Annotated in this window: 17 protein-coding genes; 11 read left to right on the top strand and 6 right to left on the bottom strand. The window is 60.8% G+C overall.

The window, feature by feature from the left end; all coding sequences use genetic code 11:
- Positions 1-10 precede the first annotated feature (10 nt).
- Positions 11-916: a LysR substrate-binding domain-containing protein gene (locus FKG95_RS23445; RefSeq protein WP_142898856.1), complete on the bottom strand. Its 906-nt coding sequence runs from the start codon at positions 914-916 to the stop codon at positions 11-13.
- Positions 917-1,060: 144 nt separating this feature from the next.
- Between FKG95_RS23445 and FKG95_RS23440 the strand changes: the two genes are divergently transcribed.
- From FKG95_RS23440 to FKG95_RS23425, 4 genes are all read left to right on the top strand, one after another.
- Positions 1,061-2,641, top strand: a complete 1,581-nt coding sequence (locus FKG95_RS23440; protein WP_142898855.1) for a trimethylamine methyltransferase family protein — start codon at positions 1,061-1,063, stop codon at positions 2,639-2,641.
- A gap of 21 nt (positions 2,642-2,662) precedes the next feature.
- Positions 2,663-3,862: a mandelate racemase/muconate lactonizing enzyme family protein gene (locus FKG95_RS23435; protein ID WP_142898854.1), complete on the top strand. Its 1,200-nt coding sequence runs from the start codon at positions 2,663-2,665 to the stop codon at positions 3,860-3,862.
- Between the two features lie 25 nt (positions 3,863-3,887).
- Complete coding sequence (locus FKG95_RS23430) at positions 3,888-5,930, top strand: NADH:flavin oxidoreductase (protein ID WP_142898853.1); 2,043 nt, start codon at positions 3,888-3,890, stop codon at positions 5,928-5,930.
- Positions 5,931-6,131: 201 nt separating this feature from the next.
- Positions 6,132-7,454: a DUF1835 domain-containing protein gene (locus FKG95_RS23425; protein WP_142898852.1), complete on the top strand. Its 1,323-nt coding sequence runs from the start codon at positions 6,132-6,134 to the stop codon at positions 7,452-7,454.
- 65 nt (positions 7,455-7,519) lie between these two features.
- Here FKG95_RS23425 and FKG95_RS23420 read toward each other — a convergent pair whose 3' ends face one another.
- Both FKG95_RS23420 and FKG95_RS23415 read right to left on the bottom strand, forming a co-directional pair.
- Entirely contained in the window at positions 7,520-10,222 is a 2,703-nt protein-coding gene (locus FKG95_RS23420) for a methyl-accepting chemotaxis protein (RefSeq protein ID WP_142898851.1), read from the bottom strand.
- A 67-nt stretch (positions 10,223-10,289) separates the two neighbouring features.
- Positions 10,290-11,450 (bottom strand): ABC transporter substrate-binding protein, encoded by a 1,161-nt coding sequence (locus tag FKG95_RS23415; protein ID WP_142898850.1) that lies wholly within the window; start codon positions 11,448-11,450, stop codon positions 10,290-10,292.
- 576 nt (positions 11,451-12,026) lie between these two features.
- On the opposite strand from FKG95_RS23415, the gene FKG95_RS23410 reads away from it, so the two are divergent.
- The 3 genes from FKG95_RS23410 (at position 12,027) to FKG95_RS23400 (ending at position 15,407) form a co-directional block, all read left to right on the top strand.
- Positions 12,027-12,908 carry an IclR family transcriptional regulator domain-containing protein gene (locus FKG95_RS23410; protein WP_142898849.1) on the top strand — a complete coding sequence of 294 codons (882 nt, stop codon included), beginning with the start codon at positions 12,027-12,029 and terminating at the stop codon, positions 12,906-12,908.
- Between the two features lie 177 nt (positions 12,909-13,085).
- Positions 13,086-14,012, top strand: a complete 927-nt coding sequence (locus tag FKG95_RS23405; RefSeq protein ID WP_142898848.1) for a LysR substrate-binding domain-containing protein — start codon at positions 13,086-13,088, stop codon at positions 14,010-14,012.
- 204 nt (positions 14,013-14,216) lie between these two features.
- Positions 14,217-15,407 carry an aromatic ring-hydroxylating oxygenase subunit alpha gene (locus tag FKG95_RS23400; protein ID WP_142898847.1) on the top strand — a complete coding sequence of 397 codons (1,191 nt, stop codon included), beginning with the start codon at positions 14,217-14,219 and terminating at the stop codon, positions 15,405-15,407.
- Here the strand turns inward: FKG95_RS23400 and FKG95_RS23395 are convergent.
- Positions 15,404-16,888: a carnitine 3-dehydrogenase gene (locus FKG95_RS23395; protein ID WP_142898846.1), complete on the bottom strand. Its 1,485-nt coding sequence runs from the start codon at positions 16,886-16,888 to the stop codon at positions 15,404-15,406. The genes FKG95_RS23400 and FKG95_RS23395 overlap by 4 nt on opposite strands.
- A 40-nt stretch (positions 16,889-16,928) precedes the next feature.
- Positions 16,929-17,822 (bottom strand): beta-keto acid cleavage family enzyme, encoded by an 894-nt coding sequence (locus FKG95_RS23390; protein ID WP_142898845.1) that lies wholly within the window; start codon positions 17,820-17,822, stop codon positions 16,929-16,931.
- A gap of 92 nt (positions 17,823-17,914) precedes the next feature.
- Between FKG95_RS23390 and FKG95_RS23385 the strand changes: the two genes are divergently transcribed.
- Positions 17,915-18,877: a GlxA family transcriptional regulator gene (locus FKG95_RS23385; RefSeq protein ID WP_142898844.1), complete on the top strand. Its 963-nt coding sequence runs from the start codon at positions 17,915-17,917 to the stop codon at positions 18,875-18,877.
- On the opposite strand, the gene FKG95_RS23380 is transcribed toward FKG95_RS23385, so the two are convergent.
- On the bottom strand, positions 18,843-19,514 hold the full coding sequence (locus FKG95_RS23380; protein WP_142898843.1) for a DNA-3-methyladenine glycosylase I: 672 nt from the start codon (positions 19,512-19,514) through the stop codon (positions 18,843-18,845). The two genes, FKG95_RS23385 and FKG95_RS23380, sit on opposite strands and share 35 nt — an antisense overlap.
- Before the next feature lie 182 nt (positions 19,515-19,696).
- Here FKG95_RS23380 and FKG95_RS23375 point away from each other — a divergent pair, with 182 nt between their 5' ends.
- The 3 genes from FKG95_RS23375 (at position 19,697) to FKG95_RS23365 (ending at position 23,795) form a co-directional block, all read left to right on the top strand.
- Positions 19,697-21,364: a beta propeller repeat protein gene (locus FKG95_RS23375; RefSeq protein WP_142898842.1), complete on the top strand. Its 1,668-nt coding sequence runs from the start codon at positions 19,697-19,699 to the stop codon at positions 21,362-21,364.
- A gap of 214 nt (positions 21,365-21,578) precedes the next feature.
- Complete coding sequence (locus tag FKG95_RS23370; protein ID WP_142898841.1) at positions 21,579-23,114, top strand: MFS transporter; 1,536 nt, start codon at positions 21,579-21,581, stop codon at positions 23,112-23,114.
- 39 nt (positions 23,115-23,153) lie between these two features.
- Positions 23,154-23,795 (top strand): DUF3833 domain-containing protein, encoded by a 642-nt coding sequence (locus tag FKG95_RS23365; protein WP_142898840.1) that lies wholly within the window; start codon positions 23,154-23,156, stop codon positions 23,793-23,795.
- Positions 23,796-23,798 lie beyond the last annotated feature (3 nt).

Here is a 23,798-nt window from a genome sequence, read left to right as displayed (position 1 = left end):
GAGAAACCCGTCAGAGCTCCGCCTGGGCCAGCAGCCAGTCCCGGACTTCCTCGGCGTGGGGAATCAGGGCGATGGCTTTCGGCCAGACCACGTAAAAGCCGAACTCGCTTTGCAGCGTTTCCCGCACAGGGTTCACGAGGAGCCCCTGCGCGATCAGGCGATGGGTCAGGTGCTGCCAGCCCAGCGCCACGCCTTCACCTTCCTGGGCGGCCTGGATCACCAGGGCATAGTCGTTTAAGCGCAGGCCTTCTTCCCGGCTCCGGTAGTCGATCCCCTGCGCGGCGAACCATTCGCGCCAGCCCGGCCGTTCGCGAAAGGGCTCGTCCAGGTGAATCAATCGGGTCCGCGCAAGTCGCTCAAGCGTCGGATCTTCAAGTTCCCTGGCCAGATAATCGGGGCTGCAGATCGGCCGGATATCCTCCGTCGCGATCAGCGCCGAGTGATAAGCGGCCCAATCCCCAGTGCCACGCCGGATCCCCAGGCCGATCCCCTCCATCGCCAGATCGCTGTCCCGGTCCGTGGTCTGAAGCCGCAAATCCACATCGGGGCAGTCTGCGTGAAACCCGGCCAGACGCGGCAGCATCCACTGACTGGCGAAAGCCGTGGAAACCGAGATCGTTACGTGCCGCCCGGTGCGATCCTGGTGCAGGGCCTCCGCCGAGCGCCTGATGTGCGTCAGACCGATAGAGACATCGTAGAAAAACCGCTCCCCTGCCTCGGTGAGGACGACCTTTCGATGCTGTCGCCGGAACAGAGCCTGGCCCAGGGTTTCTTCAAGCTGCTTTATGGCATAACTCACCGCCGCCTGAGAGACATTCAGTTCTTCCGCCGCCCGCGTGAAGCTGGACAGCCGTCCGGCCGCCTCGAAAACGAAGAGAGCCCCGGGTGAGGGAATGAGTTTGCGCAGACTTCGCATAAATACAGCTTATCTTTTGACCAAGGATTTTCAAGCGTCACAGGCGCTCGGGCCCGGATTAGAGTCGTCATTGTTCAGTTAGGCATCGTGCCAGCGAGCGTTGTCGAAGAGTGCGATGGTTCTTCATTGAAGCGGAGCAGGATCATGCCGGCGCAAACGGACGAAGCGGTCAAAACTTCCGGCGAAAAGAAACCTGCGCCGCGGGACGGCCGCAGAGGCAGAAAAGCCAGGCGGGCGCAGCGCGCGGAAGGCCACGCGGCGGCGCCCGCATTCATCACGCGCCGGATTCCGTACTACGAACTCCTGTCGGAAGAAGGGCTTCAAAAGATCGACGACACTGCCGATACGATCCTGCAGGAGATCGGGATCGAAATCCTCGGCGACCCGACCGCACTGGATCTCTGGCGCGCGGCCGGCGCGGATATCCAAGGCGAGCGGATCAGGTTCCCGCGCGGCCTGGTGCGCCGCATCATCCAGGCGACGGCGCCCCGGTCTTTCGTTCAGCACGCCCGGAATCCGGCCCGCTCGGTTACCATCGGCGGTGACAGTATCGTCTTTGTTCCCGCGCACGGTCCGCCCTTCGTCAGCGATCTGGAGGGCGGCCGCCGCTACGGCAGCCTCGAGGACTTCCGGAACCCGATCAAGCTGGCCTATGCCTCACCCTGGATCCACCACTCCGGCGGCACCATCTGCGAGCCGGTCGACGTGCCGGTGAACAAACGTCATCTGGACATGGTCTACAGCCACATCCGCTACAGCGACAAAGCCTTCCTCGGGTCGATCACCACGACGGAGCGCGCCCTGGATTCCATCGAACTGGCGCGGATCGCCTTCGGGCAGGAATTCACTGACGAAAACTGCGTGATCATGGGCAACGTCAACGTGAACTCGCCGCTGGTTTACGACGGGATGGTGACCGAAGTGATCCGTGCCTATGCCGCCGCAAATCAGGGCTGCGTGATTTCGCCCTTTATTCTGGGCGGCGCCATGGGGCCGGTGACCTCGGCGGGCGCGATTGCGCAGGCGCACGCCGAAGCCATGGTCGATGTCGCGCTCACTCAGCTCGTCCGGCCGGGCGCGCCAGTGATCTACGGAAACTTTCTCAGCTCCATGTCGCTGCGCTCGGGCGCGCCGACCTTCGGCATGCCGGAGCCGGCGGTCGCGTATCTGGCGGTCGGCCAGTTGGCGCGGCGTCTCGGCGTGCCTCTGCGCTGCGGCGGATCCCTGACGTCTTCCAAAGTCGCGGACGCGCAGGCCACCCAAGAAAGCGCGGACTCCCTGACGCCCGCTCTGCTCAGCGGTGCGAACTTTATCCTACAGGCCGCCGGCTGGCTGGAAGGCGGACTGGTCATGGGATACGAAAAGTTCGTCATGGACGCCGATCATCTGGGCATGATGCACAGCTTTATGAAGGGACTGCCTCTGGACGACAACGCCCTGGCGCTGGACGCCTTCCGCGAGGTCGGCCCCGGCAAACACTTCTTCGGCTGCGCCCACACCATGGCCAACTATGAAACCGCGTTTTTCGACTCCGAGCTGGCCGACTCTTCCTCCTATGAACAATGGCGCGACAACGGCAAACAGGACGCGGTGAAACGCGCGCACAGCCGCTGGACGGCAACGCTGAAATCCTATGAGGCTCCGCCGCTGGACCAGGCCCTGGACGAGGAGCTTCAGGCTTTCATCCGCAACAAAAAAGACGCCGTGGAAGACGCCTGGTACTGAGCAGCGGGGAAACAAGCATTCATGAAAATTACGGACATTAAAGTCACTCACGTCAACGTCCCCTTCGACGCGCCCTTCTGGTGGACGGCGGGCCTCTATCCGGGCGCCTCCAAGTCCATCATCGAGGTGGAAACCGATGCGGGAATCGTCGGGCTGGGCGAAGCGCCCTGGTGGCACTTTGGAGAAGTCGTCGAGAAGGAGATCAAACCCGCGCTGATCGGGCAAGATCCGCTGGATCTCGCCAACGCGGAATCGCTGTGCGTTCCCGCCTACCAGATCACCGCCAACACGGGTGAGAATGCCTCGACCGTGGCCTTCGGCGCGGTGGAACTGGCGCTCTGGGATATTCGCGGCAAGGCCATGGATCTGCCGCTCTACAAGCTGCTGGGCGGCGCGGTCCGCAAGGCGATTCCCTTCACGGAGTACTTCTCTTTCAGGCCCGCGTGGCGGGGCCAGGATGGCACTGCAACGGGCGGCGAGATGACACCCGAGGCCATCGTCGACTACTGCCTGAAGATGCGCGAGCAGCACGGGAGCACGTTCTTCGAGGGTAAGCTGATCCAGGGCGATCCGGAGCTGGAGATCCGGACCGTCAGGCTGCTGCGCGAAGCTCTCGGGCCGGAGGCCATGATCCGGCTGGATTCGAATATGCAGTGGTCCCTGACCACGGCGCGCTGGGTCCTGCGCGAGATCGAGGCCTACAACATCCGCAATTACGAAGACCCGGTCGCGAGCTTCGAAGAGATGGCCGAACTCCGGCAACATTCCCGCATTCCCTTCTCGACCCATATTCCCGACCTGCGGCGTGCCGTCGCTTTAGGAGCGCCAGATTCTTTCGTCTGCAACTTCGCGGCCTTGGGCGGGATCGCCAGGACCCTGAAGTTCGTCGCGGCCTGCGAAGCCATGGGCAAGGGTTTTTGGTGTTACTCCAACGACCTGGGGATTATGACCTCGGCTTATCTGCATGTGGTGGCCGCGACCCACTGGATCACCGAACCCTCCCAGTCGCTTTTCCGCTGGCAGGTCGGCGACGTGATCAAGGACGGCCCCTTCCGGCAGACCAATAATGTGGTGCATTTGCCTAAAGGTCCGGGACTTGGCGTTGATCTCGACCCCGCAGCCATGGAGCGCTGGCACCGGCACTTTGCCGAGAACGGGCCCATGAGCCATTTTCACGATCCCGCCGCACCTGGCCGTTTCCGCCGGCTGCCCCTAAACTGAAAGCCCGCGACGACACAGGCGAATCATGGCAACACAAGACCCTCTGCTGCAAAGCTACCAGCTCAAACACCTGACCCTGCGCAACCGCATCATGTCCACGGCCCATGAACCGGCCTATTCCGAAGACGGCATGCCGAAGGAGCGCTACCGTCTTTATCACCAGGAAAAGGCCAAGGGCGGCATGGCGATGACCATGATCGGCGGCTCCTCCATCATCTCGCCCGACAGCCCTGAAGCCTTCGGCAATCTGCATGTCTACAAAGACGAGATCGTCCCCTGGTTCCGGGAACTGAGCGACGCCTGTCACCAAGAAGACACCGCCGTCATGTGCCAGATCACCCATCTGGGCCGCCGCACCTCCTGGAGTCAGGACGACTGGTTGCCGGTCCTGGCGCCCTCGCCGGTACGCGAACCGGCCCACCGCGCCTTCCCGAAGCAAGCCGAGGACTGGGATCTCGCGCGGATTACGCGGGACTACGCCGCAGCCGCCGCGCGCTGTCAGGCGGGCGGACTGGACGGGGTCGAGATCGAAGCTTACGGCCACTTCATGGATGCTTTCTGGTCCCCAGCCACGAACCATCGCGACGACGATTACGGCGGATCCTTGGAAAACCGCCTGCGTTTCACCTTTGCGGTCATCGACGCCATCCGTAAGGAAGTCGGCGCGGCCTACATCCTCGGCCTGCGGCTGGTGGTGGACGAAGACTGGGACAAGGGCCTGAGCCGGGAAGAAGGTTTGGAGATTGCTCAGCGTCTGGTCGGAAGCGGCCAGGTTGATTTCCTGAACGTCATTCGTGGGCACATCGATTCGGACGAGTCCCTGTCCCATGTCATTCCAAACATGGGCGCCCGGTCCTCGCCCCACCTGGACTTCACCGGCGAAGTTCGGGCGGCAACCAGGTTCCCGGTCTTTCATGCGGCGCGCATCAACGATGTCGCCACCGCCCGCCATGCCGTAGCGGAGGGTAAGCTCGACATGGTCGGCATGACCCGTGCTCATTTGGCGGACCCGCATATCACCCGAAAAATCATGGCAGGCCGCGAGGAAGAGATCCGGCCTTGCGTCGGCGCGGGCTATTGCATCGATCGCATCTATGAAGGCCGCTCCGCCTACTGCATTCACAATCCGGCGACCGGGCGGGAAGCGACTATTCCGCAGGAGGTGCAGCGCGGCCCCGGCCCCGCAAAGAAAGTGGTCGTCGTGGGGGGTGGTCCCGCCGGACTGGAGGCCGCAAGAGTTTCAGCGGCGCGCGGGCACGAGGTGGTGCTGTTCGAAGCCGCAAGCGAACCCGGCGGACAGGTCCGCCTCACGGCGCAACTGCAACGCCGCAGGGAGATAATCGGAATTGTCGACTGGCGCGTGGAGCGCTGCGCCGATCTGGGTGTGACCCTCAAGACCAGCAGCTATGCCGAGGCGGCGGACGTACTGGCCGAATCGCCCGATATCGTGATCGTCGCCACCGGCGGCCTGCCCAATACCGGCTTTCTGGAGGCAGGGGAAGACCTGGTGGTCACGTCCTGGGACGTGCTGGCCGGCGACAGTAAAGCCGCGCAGGAGATCTTGCTCTTCGACGACAACGGCGCACACCCCGGCATGATGGCCGCCGAGTCTCTGGCCTGCGCGGGTGCGACACTCGAATATGTTACGCCGGAACGCAGCGTTGCGCCGGAAATCGGCGGCACGAACTCGCCGATATACCTGAAAGCTTTTTCCGAGTGCGGCGTGAAGATCACGCTGACGGAGCGTTTGACCGCCGTGCGGCGGGACGGCAATCGTCTCGCCGCGACACTTTTCAACGAGTACAGCAAGACCTCGCAGGAACGGCTGGTGGACCAGGTCGTCGTGGAACACGGAACCCTGCCGCTGGATGAACTCTACTTCGAACTGAAACCGGACTCCGTCAATCAAGGTGCGGTCGACTACGACGCCTTGATCACCATGCAACCGCAGGCGCTCGCGGCCAATCCGGACGGCAGTTATCAGCTATTCCGGGTCGGTGACGCCGTCTCCAGCCGCAATATTCACGCGGCCATCTATGACTCCCTGCGGCTTTGTCTGACCTTTTGACAGCAAAGACTCCACTTGCCCCGCCGCATCGGACCCCGCATGATGATACTTGCGAGGTTGACGCACCCCGTCCGCGGGAAGGGCAGCGCCCACAACCATTAGAGCATGCCCCCGTAAGATCGGAACATGCTCTAGACGACATATTGGGATCTTCCCCTTTGGCCTGAAGATGCGGACCCAGGTGACAACGGAGGGGGTATTATGCCCGAAGACACGACCCGGACCGAGCCGGTCCTGAGCGACGATCAGGTTCGTCTCAATATCGAACAGCAGAAAAAGCGTGCCCGCGAGCTGCAACGCGCCTTGAAGTCGAGCGCCCCGGACGCCCTGCGACGCGCTGCTGAATTTCACCCGAAAGCACGTAATCACGCGCCCGAAATCATCGCCGAGAAATATGCAAGGCTTAGCGATGCTCAGTTGATTCTCGCCCGTGAACTGGGCGTCGAGAGCTGGCCGAAGCTCGTGAGACATATAGAGAGACTTAATGGTGCCAGAGAGGCCATCGCCGAGGGTGCGGCGGCACCTGATGCGCGCAGCGATACAATCCATGTCCGCTGCGGCTCGGATATCAGGGACGGCCTCAAGACCGCGGGATTTGCAGGCGACTTCATAGAGTTCGCGGATCCCTACTGCCATGGCCCCGTCCCGGCGGGAGACGACCTGCCCGAAGTCCGCGCGCAGTTTATCTCCGGCGCTTACGGACTTCCAATCGAGGATGTCCGAGCGCGCCAGAGTAGAGAGACCGCGGAGTTGAAGGAAGCCATGACCCGTGAGCGGATCATCCTCTGGTTCGAGCACGACAGTTACGACCAGCTGATTCTCGCGCGGATCCTCGCGCTGCTTGCAGAGCAAGAACATCGGCGCCGACGCTCCAGCCAAGTGGAGCTCATCTGTATCGACCGCTTCCCGGTGATCACGCGCTTCAACGGCCTGGGGCAGCTCTCGCCAGCGGCACTACGCATGTTGTGGCAGCAGCGTCAGCCCGTTACGCCGCAGATGCTGAAACTCGGAACGCGTGTCTGGGATGCATTGCGGCAGACGTCGCCCGAGAGCCTTTTCGAGATAGCCCGAACGGGCACGCCCGCTCTGCCGCAAATGGCACCGGCACTGTTGCGGCACCTGCAGGAGCTTCCCGGTCTCGATGACGGTCTTGGTTTGACTGAACGCCTCACCCTGAAAATGCTCGCGGAAGGTCCCATGACCGGCGGCCAGCTTTTCCGGAAGCTGCAGCTCGAGAGGGAACCGCTGCCCTACCTGGGCGATCTGATGTACTGGTCATTTCTCGCGAACCTGAACAAGGCCGAAAAGCCACCCATCAAAACCGGGACAAACCCCAAACCGCAGCTCTGGCCGGATCGAAAAATCTTCTTAACACCCCTTGGCAAAGAGCTTGTGGCGGGTCGGTCTGACTTCCAGTCGCACGGGGCCGTCGCCCGCTGGGTCGGCGGTGTCGAGGTCTCCCGGCACGCCGCGTCCTGGCGCTGGGATCGGACGGCACAGCGACCGGTTTTGAAACAGGAATGACCTGTAAAAAAACCGGGCCCGCCAATAAGACGGGCCCGGTTCTCGTTTCTCCTGGAACGATCGGATCAGGTGCCGGTGCGCACCGTCTTCAAGAAGCCGCCGACTTCTTCGTTCAGGGTTTGCGCCTGACCGGAAAGCTCCTGCGCCGAGTTGAGGACCTGAGCGGCAAGCTGGCCGGTTTCATCCGCAACGTCTGCAACGCGCACCATGGTCTGGGTCACTTCACCCGTACCATTGGCCGCCGTCTGGGTGGAGCGGGCAATCTCGGTCGTTGACGCTTCCTGCTCCTCGACAGCGGCTGTCACCGTAACCATGGTTTCCGTCATCTCGAGAATCAGGCTGTTGATTTCCTTCACCGAGTTTACGGCCTCCGAGGTCCCCTCCTGGACCGCTGCGATCTGCTGGGTGATCTCCTCGGTCGCCTTTGCTGTCTGGCTGGCGAGGCTCTTCACCTCACCGGCAACCACCGCAAATCCCTTACCTGCATCGCCGGCGCGCGCGGCTTCGATGGTGGCGTTCAAGGCAAGCAGGTTGGTTTGCTCTGCGATACCCTGGATCAGCTCGATCACCGAACTGATTTTCTCGGAGGCGTCACTGAGCGAGACGACAGCCTCATTGGTTGTCTGTGCTTTTTCAGATGCCGTCCGGGCTTTATCGGTGGTCTGGTTGATCGAGGCACTTATCTCACGGATGGCTGACGTCAACTGATCGGCAGCCGCTGCAACGGTCTGAACGCTGCCCGATGTCTCTTCGGCCCTCGTGCGTCCGGTGTTCGAGGCTTCCTTCGTCTTATCCGCTGCACCGCTCATCGAGCCGGAGTTGTCCTCCATACTTTGGGCGGAAGACAGCAGCTGATTGACGATGCCCTGGACCGACTCTTCGAAACGGTCCGCCATCGCAGTCATCGCCTGACGCCGTTCCTCGACAGAACGCTTCTCCATCTCTTCCTGCTCCGCCCGCATGCGCTCCATTTCAGAGGCATTGTCGCGGAAGACGACAAGAGCCTTGGCCATGTCGGTAATCTCGTCCCGGCCCTTGGCATCGATGTCGACTTTCAGATTGCCGGTCGCAACCTCGCCCATTCCGTCGGCAAGGCCAACCAGACGGCGCACGACCTGACGCGAAATCAGGAACCAGCCAACCAGCAAGCTACAGGTTACGTTCAACACCATCATGAGGATCAGCACGAAACGGCTACTCTCCATGGCTTCACGCGCCGTCTCGCTCCCATCGGCCGCCTGCTCGCTGGAGGTGGCAACAACCTTGTCCACGGCGACCTTGACGGATTCGGCAAGATCACGGCTGTTCGCAAGGGATTCATTGGCCGCGGTTTGGGCACGCAGCAGGGCTTCGCGGACAGTGAAGATGCCTTTCTCACCCGAACCGATCGCCTTTATCGCGGAAACGGCCTCGGTCGCCGGCGCTTCAAGTTCGGTTCCTGCGAAAGCGCGCAATGCGGTCGAGATCGTATTGGCAGCCGAGGTATAGCGCTCCTGAATCGCACCGAGCGCATCCACGTCGGGCGCACCCACGGCTGCACTCAAAAGACCCGCCGCCAGGTTCACGTCGGCACGAAGCTCAATCAATGCACGCAGCTCCGCAACGTCCTTGTTGACGAAGGTCGAAATCGACTCTGTCAGTTCGCCCGTAAGATCGTCCTTGCCGATCTCCAGATTGAACTCGGCATCGTCGACAACAGGCTCAAGCGTTTTTTCGAAGGTAAAGCTGAACTCGGTCAGCGCTTCCTGAAAGTTTTTGCGATCGTTGTTGAGCGCTTGCAGCTCAACAAACGACAGAGACTTGGACCTGAATTCCCGCGCCCGCAGATCAAACGCGGAGTTATCTCCGTCCCCCAACTTTATAAGATTCTGGGCAATGGTGATAACGGCGGTAGCAGCATCCGTCTCTGGCAGGCTTGCCGAGGCTGTCTCGATCGAAGCCTTGATCGCGGTGAAACGCTCTCTCAAAGGCACCAGATCATCCGGGCTGCCGGCGGCACCGATCTGCACCATCAGGCCAATAAGCTGATGTCCTGCCGCTTTGAGGCTCAGTGCAGACTTTAAGAACTGCACTTCTTTGCCAACCAGCTGTTCGATGACGTTGCCGGCGCGCGCGGTTGTCTCTTCGCTCGAAACTGCGAGCAAAAAGTTCTTATCGTCGACAACGGGCACCACGAAATTCAAGAAGTTCTCGTGAGCCGTCTGAAGCTGGCGGTTGATTGCATCGGCGTCTTGACGAAAGCCCTCGCGCTCATTGACCCGGTTGCTCAAATTGTCGAGCGACGTCTGCAATTCGCTGACCAGGGTTCCGAGTTTGGCGCGGCTGTCGTCGTCCAGAATGCCTGCGCGCAACGTCTCGAGCGCCTGCAGTCGTTCTGTAATCACTTCTTTGATTTTAGCGCGCTCGTCGGCGGATTGGGCGTTGAGCAGGGCAGGTGCGGTCGCAGCCAGTGCGGCGCTCTCGGCGGACATGCCCATGGAATTCATAATACCGGTGACGGAAGTCTGCGTCAGTGCATCGAGAGTGGTTCGCACGCGCTCGAACGTGAGCAGGGTCATGGACGCCGCTACAAGGGTAATAAGCGTAATTGCCCCGAGCGCCAGATAGAGTTTTTGGCCGATACCGAATTTCTTTACGGCCTTTGAGTCCATGGACTCCGCCTGAGAATCGGCCGGGTTTCCGTTCGCTTCAGATTTCGTCGCCGATTTGACCCTGTTACGCCCCTTGGTCAAACCGTCTTTGACAAACCCCATAAAATTACCACTCATCCTGAAGCTCCACCTCGCAGGAAAAAAACCCGGGTGACCCAATGGTCACCCGGGCACACACTTTGGTTTAGCGGGTCAAGGTCTCAACGGCCTTGAAGCTCCCGTCCGGCTGGATCACCGTCAGGAAGACGTTGTCCATGCCCTGGTTGTCACCATTGCCGTAGTTCAGCGTGGCACCACCCAGATCGAACGAACCCGTGCCGTAAACCGAGCTCAGGAAGTTCTCGCGCGAGAGTTCCTTGCCGGCTTCCTGAAGCGCCATGATCGTCAGACGACCGACCATGTAGCCCTCGAGCGACACGAAGCCAGGCTCCAGCGAAGGATCGTAGGCCTTCAGAGCTTTGTGGTAGTCGGCAACCAGCGGGATCGTCGTGTCCTGCGGGAACGGCACGACCTGGCTGATGACAACGCCTTCACCCTGATCGCCCAGCTCGTTGGCAAGCGCGGTGGAACCGACGAAGGAGATGGTCACGAAAACCGGATCCATCTTCAGCTTCTTTGAAAGCTTAACGAACTCAGCCAGGGGCTTGTAAGCGCCGACCATCACAACCGCTTCCGGCTCGGCCTTACGTATTTCCAGCAAAGCGGATTTCACGGCGACGGTGTTACGCTTGTAAGTGCCTTCGGCAACCAGCGACATGCCGCGGGCTTCCAGAGCTTTCTTCACGCCGGACAGGCCGACACGGCCGAAACCGTCATCCTGATAGAGAATGGCAACCTTTTTGATGCCGAGGTCTTCGGTCAGGTGCTTGATCCAGGTCTCAGTCTCCTGGTCGTAGGTCGCACGCACGTTGATCACGTTGCTGTTGTTCGGGTCACGCAGGAAGCCTGCACCGGTGAAGGGACCGATAAAGGGAACGCCGGCTTCGGTTGCAATCGGCTGCGTCGCCTTGGAAGTCGGCGTGCCCACAGCGCCGATCAGAGCGAACACGTTGTCCTGCTCGATCAGCTGACGGGTGTTGGCGATCGAACGATCCGGCTCATAGCCATCGTCCATCTGCTTGACTTCCAGCTGACGGCCATGAACGCCACCGGCCTTGTTGATCTCCTGGAACGCTGCCATCAGGCCATGGTTCATGCCGGTGCCGAGCGCAGCAGCCGGACCACCGAAAGCGGCGGATTGGCCCATGATGATGCGGTCAGCCGAAACGCCGGGCGTTTCTGCGTTTACAGCGCCAACACCGGCGAGAAGGCCGGCTGCCGCGAGAGGTACGAGGATTTTCTTCATAGACTATCTCCAATTGTTGGTTCACCCCCCGCTTCGGTGGATGATTGCCAAGTGATGCGAACAAGAACCTTTATGCGCAGTGGCTTCTGCTTGCCCCCCACTCCACCTGTTCGTTCCACCTCGAGGTAGAGTGCTTGCTTTGCCTACACGCGTTTCTTGACCGCTTATTAAGCAAAATCAGAGAGTTAATCCGTGGAGAACAAAAACGATGACGCATGTCGGGATTCGCCGCTTCAGATTTCAGTAAATTATTTGTTTCCCTACACTTCGAACCTTCGATCTGAATTCACACAAATTTCGCCTTATTTTCTTAAATCGCAGTTAACTTGACCCCAAAAAGTAGATTGTGACTGGCCTACTACTTGCAGTTACAAGCAAAACCGACAAAGACACTTCAGCTATGTCGCTGTAATCATGTTGATTATCGGGGGATGTTGCGTGGTGTGAACGAATCACCTCTGGCAATCGCGCCGGTCATACGATACCGCTATTCATGAGCCGGCTTTGCGGACTGCCGTATGCGCGGGCTCACCATGCCTATTGCAACAGACAGACTGGACGGAGACAGGATCGGGGATGGCGAAGAGCCCAGCTTCCCAACAACGCCGTAAAGGTCGCAGCCGGGGTACGGCGGCAAAGGAAAGCCCGGCCAAGCAGGAGGGATCAGCCCGCCGCCGCAGCGGCCAGGTTCAGTCGCTGGCGCGTGCGATTTCACTTCTGAATGCCTTGACCGACGAAGACTATGGCCTGAGCCTGAGCGATCTCGCCCAGAAAGTCGGACTGGCTCCCTCAACAACACACCGGCTCTTGACCACCCTGCAGGAAGAACGCTTTGTCCGTTTTGATCTGGAGCGCAGCGTCTGGCTGGTCGGCGTGCAGGCTTTTGTCGTGGGCAACGCCTTTGTCAGATCGCGTGATCTGGTCGCCATGTCGCGACCACACATGCGCAACCTGATGGAAGACAGCGGTGAAACCGTCAATCTCGCGGTGGAAGACCAGGGAGAGGCGATTTATCTGGGACAGGTGGAATGCCGGCAGATGATGCGGGCCATCGCGAAACCCGGCGGCCGCGTGGCCCTTCACTGTTCCGGGGTCGGCAAGGCGCTGCTCTCGGGCCTGCCGGATATGGAGGTCAACAGGATCGTCCAACGCCGGGGCCTCGGCCGCTACACCGAAAAGACAATCGATACACCGGTGCGGTTGCGCCAGGCGCTCAGTCTGGCAAGGCAGCGGGGCTATGCCTTCGATGACGAAGAGAACGCAATCGGGCTGCGCTGTGTCGCGGCCGTTATCTACGACGAATATGGCCACCCCCTGGCCGCCATCTCCTTGTCCGGCCCGACCGCGCGTTTGACGGACGAACGGGTGCAGGTCTTGGGCGGCCTTATTGTCAAAGCGGCTGCAGAAATCACCACTGCCCTCGGCGGCGCGAAACCGGACTTCGCGAGCCACGGCTGATGTCCGGGGCCTCGGGAAGCCAAGTGCCCGCAACAGCGGCGACAACCGGGTTCGGGGCAGGACTGAATGCCCAAGTCAAGGTGCTCTTCATCCGGCTATTGACCGGAATTCCAAACGAGCCTCCAATGACAGGATCCGAACGATGAAATCGGTGCCACGAACACGAGACCGCGCAGAATGCCCCGGCAGTATTACGAGCTTCCATCCCTGACCAGCCTCGCTGCCTTTGAAGCTTCGGCCCGGCACTTGAGTTTCAAGCGCGCCGCCCATGAACTCAATGTCACACCGGGCGCTGTCAGCCGGCAGATCAAAGCGCTGGAAGCTGACATCGGATTGCCTTTGTTCCAGAGGGTTCATCGGGGCGTTGTTCTGACAGCGGAGGGCACCAAGCTCTACAACATCCTCGCCCAGGGCTTCAGTCAGATCTCTCAGACCTACCAGGACATCAGGAACAGGGAACGCCGCGCGTCGGTTACCATCGGTGCAACAACGGCCTTCGCCTCTCTCTGGCTCATGCCGCGATTGGGCGGTTTCGCGCGAAGCCATCCGGAGATCACGCTGAACCATGTCATTGCCGACCGGGCTCATGAGCTGCGGACCTCGGAAGTTGATATCCGTGTGCGATACGGCAAAGGCGTCTGGCCGGATGAGCGGGCACTCAAACTCTTCGACGACCGCATCTACCCGGTTTGTGGCCCGGACTTTGCCCAGGCGCACCCCACCAGAGATCTTGAGGGCGTCACCGGACTCCCTCTCCTGGTTATGGATGGCGTTGATCCCGAGTGGACCGACTGGACCGAATGGTTTCAGCGTCAGGGCCAGACGCCTCAAAACCTCGACACCCGCCGCTTCAACAACTACTTCATCGCGCTTCAGGCCGCGCAGGACAACCTTGGCGTAGCGCTGGGCTGGAACAGTCTGGTGAAGCCACTTCTCGACTCGGGTAAGCTTACACGTCTCACCAGGCTTGAGATCACGGCTCCGGGTGCGTTTTACGTGACCAGTAACGCCAGCCGGAATCTGACCGGACACGCTCAGATGCTCATGGACTGGCTGCTCCATACCGCCGAGCAGGCCGCCAGCCGTGCAACAGCCGCGTCCTGAGTACCCCAGCACAGGGCTGGCCGAGAGGCTTGACGACAACGGCTTCAGTTGAGCGGCTTCAATTGAGTTGAAGTCGCGTTTGTTGATCTCAGATCATCCGATACATGACCATTTGGCCTATTGATCCCGACGCCTTGTTTGCCGTTCTGTAACAGTCAAAACAGACCACGCTCGTCAACCGGACCGAAACGAGGGGAGGCACTCATGAAATTGGCGGAAACTTCGGATCTGAATCATGCCCGGCTCCCGATTTCACCCCCGGCGCCCGGCCTCACCCGAGTGGCCGAGGGCGGATGTTTGCCAAACGCCTTCTACACGGACGCATCAATCTTCGAGGAAGAGAAAAAACGGGTATTTTCGCCGAACTGGTCCTGCATCGGCTTCGGTAAGGAAATCCCGCAGGCCGGCGATGCCAAACCGGTCACCTTTCTGGGAATTCCGCTGCTGCTCCTGCGTGACAGGACAGGGTGCATCAGGGTCTTCCAAAATGTCTGCCGCCACCGGGGCATGATCCTGGTCGATGAGCCGGCCAACTTCCGCGGCGTGATCCGCTGCCCCTATCACTCCTGGTGCTACAGTCTGGACGGTGAACTCAAGACAACTCCGCATCTGGGCGGCCCGGGCCGGAACGACCACCCCGCCGTGACCAAGAGCGAACTCGGCCTCTACGAGGTGCGCTCGACCGTCTGGATGGACCTCATCTTCGTCAATCTCTCGGGCGATGCACCGGGCTTCGAGACCGCCACCAAGACACTGACCGAGCGCTGGTCGGAATTCGAAGGGCAAAGGGTTTATCACGGTGGCCCGGAGTCCTCCTTCAGTTTGACAGTGAAGAGCAACTGGAAGCTCGCCATCGAGAACTACTGTGAGAGTTACCATCTGCCCTGGATCCATCCGGGCCTTAACAGCTACTCGCGGCTCGAGGATCACTACAACATTATTGAGGAGGGCCAGTTTTCCGGCCAGGGAACGACCGTCTACAATCCGAAGCTCGACGATTCAGGCCGCAGCTTCGCCCACTTCAGAAACCTGCCGGAAAAATGGTCCACCTGCGCCGAGTACATCGCACTCTATCCCAATGTTCTGCTGGGAATTCACAAGGATCACTTTTACGCAATCCTGCTAGATCCCTTGTCTCACGACAGAACGCTGGAGCGGGTCGAGATCTACTACACCTCACCGGAGATGACGGAGGCACCCTGGCAGGATTTGCGCCAGCGCAACAGCGAAATGTGGAAAGGCATCTTCATCGAGGATATCGGCGTGGTGGAAGGCATGCAGCGCGGCCGGCACGCGCCGGATTTCGATGGCGGCACCCTCTCCCCGGTCATGGATAGCGCGACCCATGCCTTCCATGCCTGGGTCGCGAGTCAGTACAGCGGGTACCAGGCTTAGCCCGCCAGATCCTTGATACGCCGGCCGGCTGCACCGGGCTGCTCCAGTTCGGCATGCGCTTCCGCGATCGCCTTTACCGGCGCGAGCACCTCGGGCAAAGCGGCGCAGGCCTTCTGCGCCCTGGTATTCACATGCAGCATCATCTGCTCCGCCGTCGCCAACTCCGCGCCGTCTTCGCAACGGACGATCGTGTGAAACAGCCGCAGGCGCTTTTCATCGTGCCCTAAAAGCTGCGTCTGCACCTCGATCGGTTCCTCGGCATGGACTTCAAGCAGATGCATGATGTGCGTCTCGACAGTGTAGTAGCTGTGCCCCGCCGCCAGATAGGCCGCGTCCACGCCGATGTAGCGGTAGAAGGCATCCGAAGCCTCTCCGAAGACCTGCAGATAGCGGCTTTCCGTCATATGTCCGTTGTAATCGACCCACTCAGGATCGACCGCCGTCTGCAGTAGGACCAGCGGCTGACTGAGATCGTCGTCCGCCGCCATCACCCGCACCTGCGCCTGACCGAAGAGCTTCGCCTCGTAGTCCTTCAGCACGGAACCGGCGGCAAAATCGTTCTTGCGCAGGCTCTGAAGGATCGAGACCAGGCAATCATCACGCTTGCGCTCGTAATCGCGGATCGAAACACCAGCGGCCTGCGCGTCGGATTGGGTCACCACCTTATGGATCAACTCGTCGGTCAGTTCAGGCGCTTCGAGTTTGGTCCAAGGCAGCTTCAAAGCCGGCCCGAACTGCTCCATGAAGTGGCGCATGCCCGCCTCGCCCCCGGCAAGCCGGTAGGTCAGGAAGGAGCCCATGAACGCGAAGCGCAGCCCTGCGCCGTAGCGGAAGGAGTCATCGATCTCCTCGACCGTCGCGATGCCATCATTGACCAGCCAGAGCGACTCGCGCCAGACCGCCTCCAGCAACCGGTCCGCCAAAAAACCGTCTATTTCCTTGCGCAGGATCAACGCCTTCATCCCAAGTGATTCGTAAATCGCCGCGGCATCCTGTTTGCTTTGCGCCGAGGTCAGATCCCCGCCGCAGACCTCGACCAGAGGTAGCAGATAAACCGGGTTGAAAGGATGCCCGACAACCAGCCGCTCCGGGTTCTGCATCTTGCTTTGCAGGCGGCTGGGCAAGAGGCCGGAGGTGGAGGACCCGATGATCACATCGGAGGCGACCGCCTGGCTGACCTGGGCCAGGACCTCGATCTTCAGGTCTTCACGCTCGGGCAGGCTCTCCTGCACAAAGTCGGCCTTGCCGACTGCTTCCTTGATATCACTGACCACCCTGAGGGTTCCCTCCGCGATCTCGGAGCTGTAGGTCAGTTTCTTCTGCGCCCGGCGGGCATTGGCGATCACCTCGCCGATCTTGCGTTCCGCCTCTGGATCAGGATCGGCGACGGTCACATCCATACCGTTAAAGAGGAACCGTGCGGCCCAGCCCGCACCGATGACGCCGCCGCCGATTAAGGCGACTCTCTGAATTTCGCGCATAGCGGATCTCTCCCTGGCGGTTGTCAGCCTCTTTTGGTTTTCAGCCGCGTTTGACCAGTTTCAGCTTCGACCGCACCTCGTCGGGTCCCAGCAGCTTGACGTTCATCCCCTCCAGGATGGTGACAGCCCGCTCCACCAGCGACCCGTTGGTCGCTTTTACGCCGCGCGACAGGTAGAGATTATCCTCCAGCCCGACCCGCACGTTGCCGCCGCAGAGCGCGGCCTGCGCCACGAAGGGCAGTTGCATGCGGCCAATGGAAAAGCCGGAGAAAACCGCATCCTTGGGCAGGGCGTTGACCAGGGCCTGAAAAGTCATGGGGTCATCCGGCGCACCGTAGGGAATACCCATGCAGAGCTGGATCATGATCGGGTCGTCAAGCAGCCCTTCGGAGATGAGATGCTTGACGAAAACCAGATGGCCGCTGTCGAAGACTTCCAGCTCCGGCCGCACACCCAGCTCCTGAACCCGGCGCGCCATGGTCCTCAGCATAGAGGGTGTATTGGTCATGACGTAGTCGCCGGCCAGGAAATTCATGGTCCCGCAATCAAGGGTGCAGATCTCGGGCAGTAACTGCTCAACATGCGCCAGGCGCTCCAGCGGGCCGACCATATCGGTGCCTTCCGGGTTCAGGGGCAGTGGGGCTTCACCGGGGCCGAAGATCACATCGCCGCCCATGCCCGCGGTCAGATTGATCACCACGTCCGTGTCCGCCTCCCGCACACGCTCGACCACCTCGCGGAAGAGTTCGGGATCGCGGGAACCCAGCCCGGTTTCGGGATCGCGCACATGGATATGTGCAATGGCAGCACCCGATTTGGCCGCCTCAATGGCAGCGGCGGCGATTTCCTTCGGCGTCACCGGCACATGCTCGCTTTTATCGGCGGATTCCGCAGCGCCGGTCACGGCACAGGTCACAAAGACTTCCCAGTTCATCAGCTTTCTCCCTCTTGCCTCCCGAATATAGCGGCAGCTTCAATCCAAAATCGTATGATTTTCATTCTGAATCGTATTAAATTCGCCAAAGCATGCCGATCAAGCCACTTCACTACGCATTTCTTCTGCTGCCTGAGTTCAGCAATCTCTGCCTCGCGAACGCTGTCGAGCCTTTGCGCGCCGCCAATCACTTCGCGGGAGCCCGGCTCTACGACTGGTCGCTTCTTTCCCTGGACGGCAAACCGGTCACGACCTCGAGTGGTCTGAACATTGCCGCGGATGAGAAACTGAGCAGCCTGAGCAAGCCGGATATGCTCTTTGTGGTCGCCGGTTACGGTTACCGCCGCCAGGCATCGCGCAGGCTCAAGCAGGAGCTTCAGTATCATGCGCGCGCCGGCTGCGTTCTGGCGGGCCTGGACACCGGAAGCTACCTGCTGGCCTCAGCCGGCCTTCTTGACGGTCACAAGGCCACCATCCACTGGCAGGAACTCGAAGCCTTCACGGAAGAGTTTCTCGAGATCGAAGTGGTTCCCGACCGCTATGTCATGGCGAAGAACCGTATCACGGCGGGTGGTGCCACCACGACACTGGACCTGATGTTGCGGGTCATCGCGAGGGATTACGGTGAAGCCCAGGCCCTCGATGTGGCAGGCGTTCTGATCTACGATCAGCATCTCACCGCTCAGGACCCCCAGACCGGTCTGGCCCTGCGCGGCGCAGGGCGCCTGACGCAGAAGCTGGTCGAAGCCATAGCCGTCATGCAGGATACTCTTGAGACGCCCCTGAAGCTTGGTGCACTCGCGAAGGCGGTCGGCACATCACAGCGGGAGTTGCAGCGTTCCTTCCGTGACCAACTGCAGACCACGCCGCAGCGCTACTACCTGCACCTGCGGCTCGGCCTTGCGCGCGGCCTGTTGCTGGAGACAACTCAGAGTCTCAGCGAAATTGCGGCACGCAGTGGCTTCAGCTCCGCAGCTACGCTCTCTCATGCCTACGTTCAGCACTTCGGACAGTCTCCGATTAGCTCTCGACGGACATGGCGAGGGTCCGGCTGATCTCGGTGAGTGACCGCCCACTCTCCCGGGACCAGGTATTAAAGGCATCCTGCACCGCGCGCATGGAGGACTTGGATCCGGGCGTCTTCTCCACGACACCCTCACGGATGAGGGCCGTGACGACGTCTTTGGAAAGCACAAAGCTGTCCTTACCGATTTGGCGCAGGAAACACTGGGCGGTTGTGCCGCCCAAACGGCCGCCGCGCTTCTTCAAGAGTTCCAGCAGGCCGATGTAGTCGTCGGGTGGCCAGTTCCCCAGACACTTGGCCGCGGTGCCGTGTTCGCGGGCAAGGTCCGTCAGAAAAATCGCGTTGTCGCGCACGGACAGGATCTTCACGGCGTTGCGCACGATGCGCGTATCCTTGACCAATCGATCGAGATCCTCGTCGGACATCAGCGACCAGCGCCTTGGATCAAAGCTCTCGAAGGCCTCTTCGAACCCCGGCCATTTCTTCTCGATGACCTTCCAGTTGAAGCCAGCCTGAAACACAGACCGGGTCATGCCCGCAAGCCAGCGGTCATCGCCCAGCTTGGCGAGCACGTCGGCGGATTTGGGTTTCGAGAGCAAGTCCTCGAGAACCCCGCAGCCGCCCTTGCGACCGGCGGCCAGTTCAAAAATCTCATCGTAGCTGCGCATTGCTGAACCCCTTGCAGTCAGTCCGCTGTACCGGCACCCGGTTGAAACATGAGGAAGCATATTCCAATAGCAACGTGGATGAGACGAGGCAATCGGCCCGAGACCGACGCAACGTGATCACGCTCACAGGTTTGTGAAGGATTGAAGCAAGTAAAGAACCCTGTCGGCCTTATGTTACTTCAATGCGAAAACCGATCTCCCGTCTCTCGCTTGACACCAGGTTTACCGGGTTTCTCGCTGCTGCGATCCTGATAGCCGGTTCGTCGTTCGCCGCCGGTCAATCCCTTCCCTCATCGGTTCCGGAGCTTCCGGTTCTGACGCAGACGGGCCCATGGCCCGTGATCAGCCAAATGGCGGTTTTCCGAGACCGGCTCTGGTTTACCAACAGCGTCAAAGGCGTCGATCATAACTCCGCGGAGATCTACAGCTACAACCCTGCAACTCAAGAAACGCGCTACGAGCGCCACCTTTGGAGCCAGGACGCAGGGACCCCCTTTGTCACCAACGGACTGCTTTATTGGCCGTCCGAGGATCCGCGCCTCTCGCCGGGTTGGGGCGATTTTCAGGTCACTAACGGCGAAGACTGGGCGACAGGCCAGATCACGACGGCGCGGATGTTCCACGTCTTCGCCATGGCGGAGTTGAAGGGGAAGCTGGTGGCGGCGACTTCAGGCTGGCGCGCGGGACTGCAGGTCTCGTCCGATCAGGGACGGACCTGGCGCCAAGCCTACGATCACCCGACGCCGGATCGCCGTGTATCGAGGATCGTCGACCTGGTTGAAGTCGGCGGGGTCCTGGTCGGGCATCTGAGAGGCCCTGAAGGCCGGAAAATGGTCCGCTACGATGGAACGAGAGTCAGCGACTTGCCTGACTGGCCCAGGGATCTGCCCATGTCGGAAGTGGTTCGCCACGGTAACGAGGTTTACGGCATCATCCGGCGAGAGGACGGTGCGGCGGTCTGGCGCAGTAACGGCGCGCGTTCCGAAGCAGTCACCGAAACCCGACCGGGCTGGCGGCCCTTCGATCTCGCATCCGACGGCAGCCGGCTTTGGGCGATCTCGGACAGCGCCAGCGGCGGCCAACTCTGGCGGAGTGAAAATGGCACCGACTGGACCTTGGCCGGGAATCTGGCGGACGGCGAGCCCTTTGATGTGATCGCTTCCGCAGATTGGGTTTACATCGGCGGCGCGGGTGCAGACGGACAAGGTATCCTCTGGGGTTTCCAGCACGGGACCTCAAGGTCTGGCGGCAGTGAAATCACGCCACTTCCGGAGCTTAAGCCGAAACCCAAAATGCGCATCACCGACTGGACCGCTCAGGCGCAGGCGCTGGATGAAGCGCTTCGTGATCCGCAGAGCTACGCCGCGTTCGGGCGTCCGATCCGGAACCTGGCGTACGATGCCGCAACCTCATCACCACCGAAAGACTTCTTCAATCGACTCCTGGAGACGCCCCGCCCCGCCGGGCGCATGAATCCCTTTCGGGACGTCGTTGTCGAGCCTGCGGGCGATATCGGCGCCTCGATCACGCTCTGGGCCATGGCTGTGTCAGGTCAGGGCCGCGTGCCACCGGACATGATCGCAGCCCCCTGGACCAAGGCGGAGAACGGCGCGGCAAAGTATTTCGATCCTCAGCAGGCCGCCATGTGGGCCGCCGCCGAACTGGCGCAAAAGGACGCGGAAACCATCGATGCGCTCATATCCCGCCTTGTGCAGCCCAACGATCCTCTGTGGCTGAAAGGCGACGCAATCGGCGCCTTGAGCATCCTGACGGGCCAGCGCTTCGGGTTTAATCTTCAGAACTGGCAATCCTGGTGGCGGCAGGCCCGGCCGGATTGGCAAAAAAGCTGACTTTTCCGGGCACTTCTCGCCATCTGTCGTGCACCTGCCGTGCCGGGAATCACCACCCGCGCTGATTCCGCCTGTCCTCACACATCCAATTCCCGCCCCCCGACGTATAGAGACCGTTCAAGAGAGACGGCAAGCCATTGCAACCGCTCGCAAAGCTGGCCGCAGAACCACTCAGTCAATCGGGTAACGCGACCCACTGGAAAGAAGCAAAGAGATGGCACAGACAGACCGGAGCAGTGAAGGACAGGCGGACGCAGCAGCGTCGGTCACCCCTTCGTCATCTCCGACTCTTGAGAAACTGCCTCTCGGCATTATGGCCGGCTACGGGTTTTTGGCCTTTCCATTGGCGGCGACCGTCCTCAGCCTGCAGGTCTTCCTGCCCACCTATTACGCCCAGGCCACGGGCCTCAGCCTGACGATGATCGGCGGTGTCCTGCTGATCGCGCGGCTCTGGGACACCATCACCGATCCGATCGTAGGGTATCTCTCGGAAAAGACCCCGGCACGCCTGGGACGGCGCCGTCTCTGGGTTCTCATCGGCAGCCCCCTGATTGCACTCTCGGTCTGGATGCTGTTCCAGCCGCCCGAGAACCCGAGCGCCTTTTACCTGCTGGGTTGGGCCATCCTCATCTACCTCGCCGGAACCGCCGTGGTCGTACCCACCTACGCCTGGGGTGCGGAACTCTCGCCGGACTACCATGAGCGCAGCCGGATCAGCGGCACGCGCGTTCTCTTCGGCCTTCTGGGAAGCCTCGCAGCCCTGACCTTACCCTTGGTCCTGGGCATGGACGCCGGCACAACGGCCGCTAACGACGCCCCGGCGGGAGAAGCGGCCGAAAACCTCGGCGCGATCCTGCAGGGTAATAGCGTGATGATTGTCGTCACCCTTGCCCTCGCGGTTGCGGTTTGCTGCCTGTTCGTGCCCGACAACGGAAAATCGAAGCTCCCAACCGGGTCGATCCTGGCCAGCTTTTCGCTCTTTAAAGAAGCCCCGCCGGTTCGAAAGCTGATGGTGAGCTACCTGCTGAACGGGATCGCGAACGCCCTGCCCGCGACGCTCTTCCTGCTCTTTGCAACTCATGTGCTGGGCGCCGCCGATCAGGCCGGCTTCCTGCTGGTGGTCTATTTCGGGGTCTGCGCTCTGTCGGTTCCGGTTTGGGTCGTGGCCTCGAAGCGCTGGAGCAAACACGGCGCTTGGCGCATCGCCATGACCACGGCCTGTCTTGCTTTCGTCTGGGTTCCGTTCCTGGGGACCGGCGACACGACCGCTTTCCTCGTGATCGTCGTGATCACCGGCATTGCGGCGGGTGCGGATCTCGCGCTGCCGGCAGCCTTGCAGGCCGATCTCGTCGACTGGGACGAAGACAAAACCGGCTACCGGCGCGCCGGAATCTTTTTCGCGGTCTGGGGCACCGCGTCGAAATTGACCTTCGCCATTGCCATCGGTCTGGCCTTCCCGCTCCTGGACCTCGCGGGCTTCTCCGCAACCGGAGAGAACACGGCGGTCGGGCTGCTCGTGCTGTCCCTGCTGTACGGCGGCCTGCCGGTCGCGCTCAAGATTTCAGCGGTTCTTCTGATGCGGAACTATCCGGTCACGCACGCCGTGCATGACGCAATCCGGATACGCCTGGCCCAGAGAGAGAGCAACGGCCAGAGCGAAGGCCTGAACCCAGAAAACGAAAACCAAATAGGCGCGGTGACAGCCGTAACCGGAATAGAAAAGGGCTTTCAGCCCGCGGAACAACGCTGACGCCATGACAAAGGCGAAGGCAATGAGGAGACGGGGAAAATGATTCGGGGGGTTCTTTTTCTACTGACCGCACTGTCGGTCGCATCATGTGGTGGATTGAAATTGGAAGACTTTAAACAGGCGGAACCCGCGTTGAAACTCGAAGAATACTTCGTTGGACAACTCAAGGCCTGGGGACATTTCCAGGATCGCTTCGACAATGTGAGGCGGCGCTTTACCGTCGATATCGAAGGCACCTGGGACGGCGAAACGCTGACCCTCGTAGAAGATTTCGTCTATGACGACGGCGAAACCGAACAGCGCATCTGGACCCTGCGTAAAACCGGTCCCGAGGACTGGGAGGGCAGCGCGGCAGGCGTGGTCGGCACAGCCAAAGGCAAAGTCTCAGGCAACGCCCTCAACTGGACCTACTACTTTGATTTGCCGGTCGGCGACAGCACCCTGCGCGTCAAGTTCGACGATTGGCTCTGGCTTCAGGACGAGCGGGTCATGATCAACCGCGCTTATGTGTCCAAGTTCGGCATCAAAGTCGGCGAAGCCCTGATCTTCTTCTCCAAAGAACCGGCGCAGGAGAGCGGTCTGGAAGGGGAGAGCTCAGATCACATCGAGACGCTGGCAGAGTTTGAGCCGCGTGAACACCTCCGCAATGTAAAAACAGCCGTTGGCGGCGGCCGGTTTTAAAAC

The organism is Denitrobaculum tricleocarpae (genome assembly GCF_007004665.1).
GTDB classification, from domain to species: Bacteria; Pseudomonadota; Alphaproteobacteria; order Kiloniellales; family Kiloniellaceae; genus Denitrobaculum; species Denitrobaculum tricleocarpae.
Note: the sequence above shows the minus strand (reverse complement) of the source record. Positions and strands in the feature narration are given on the sequence as shown.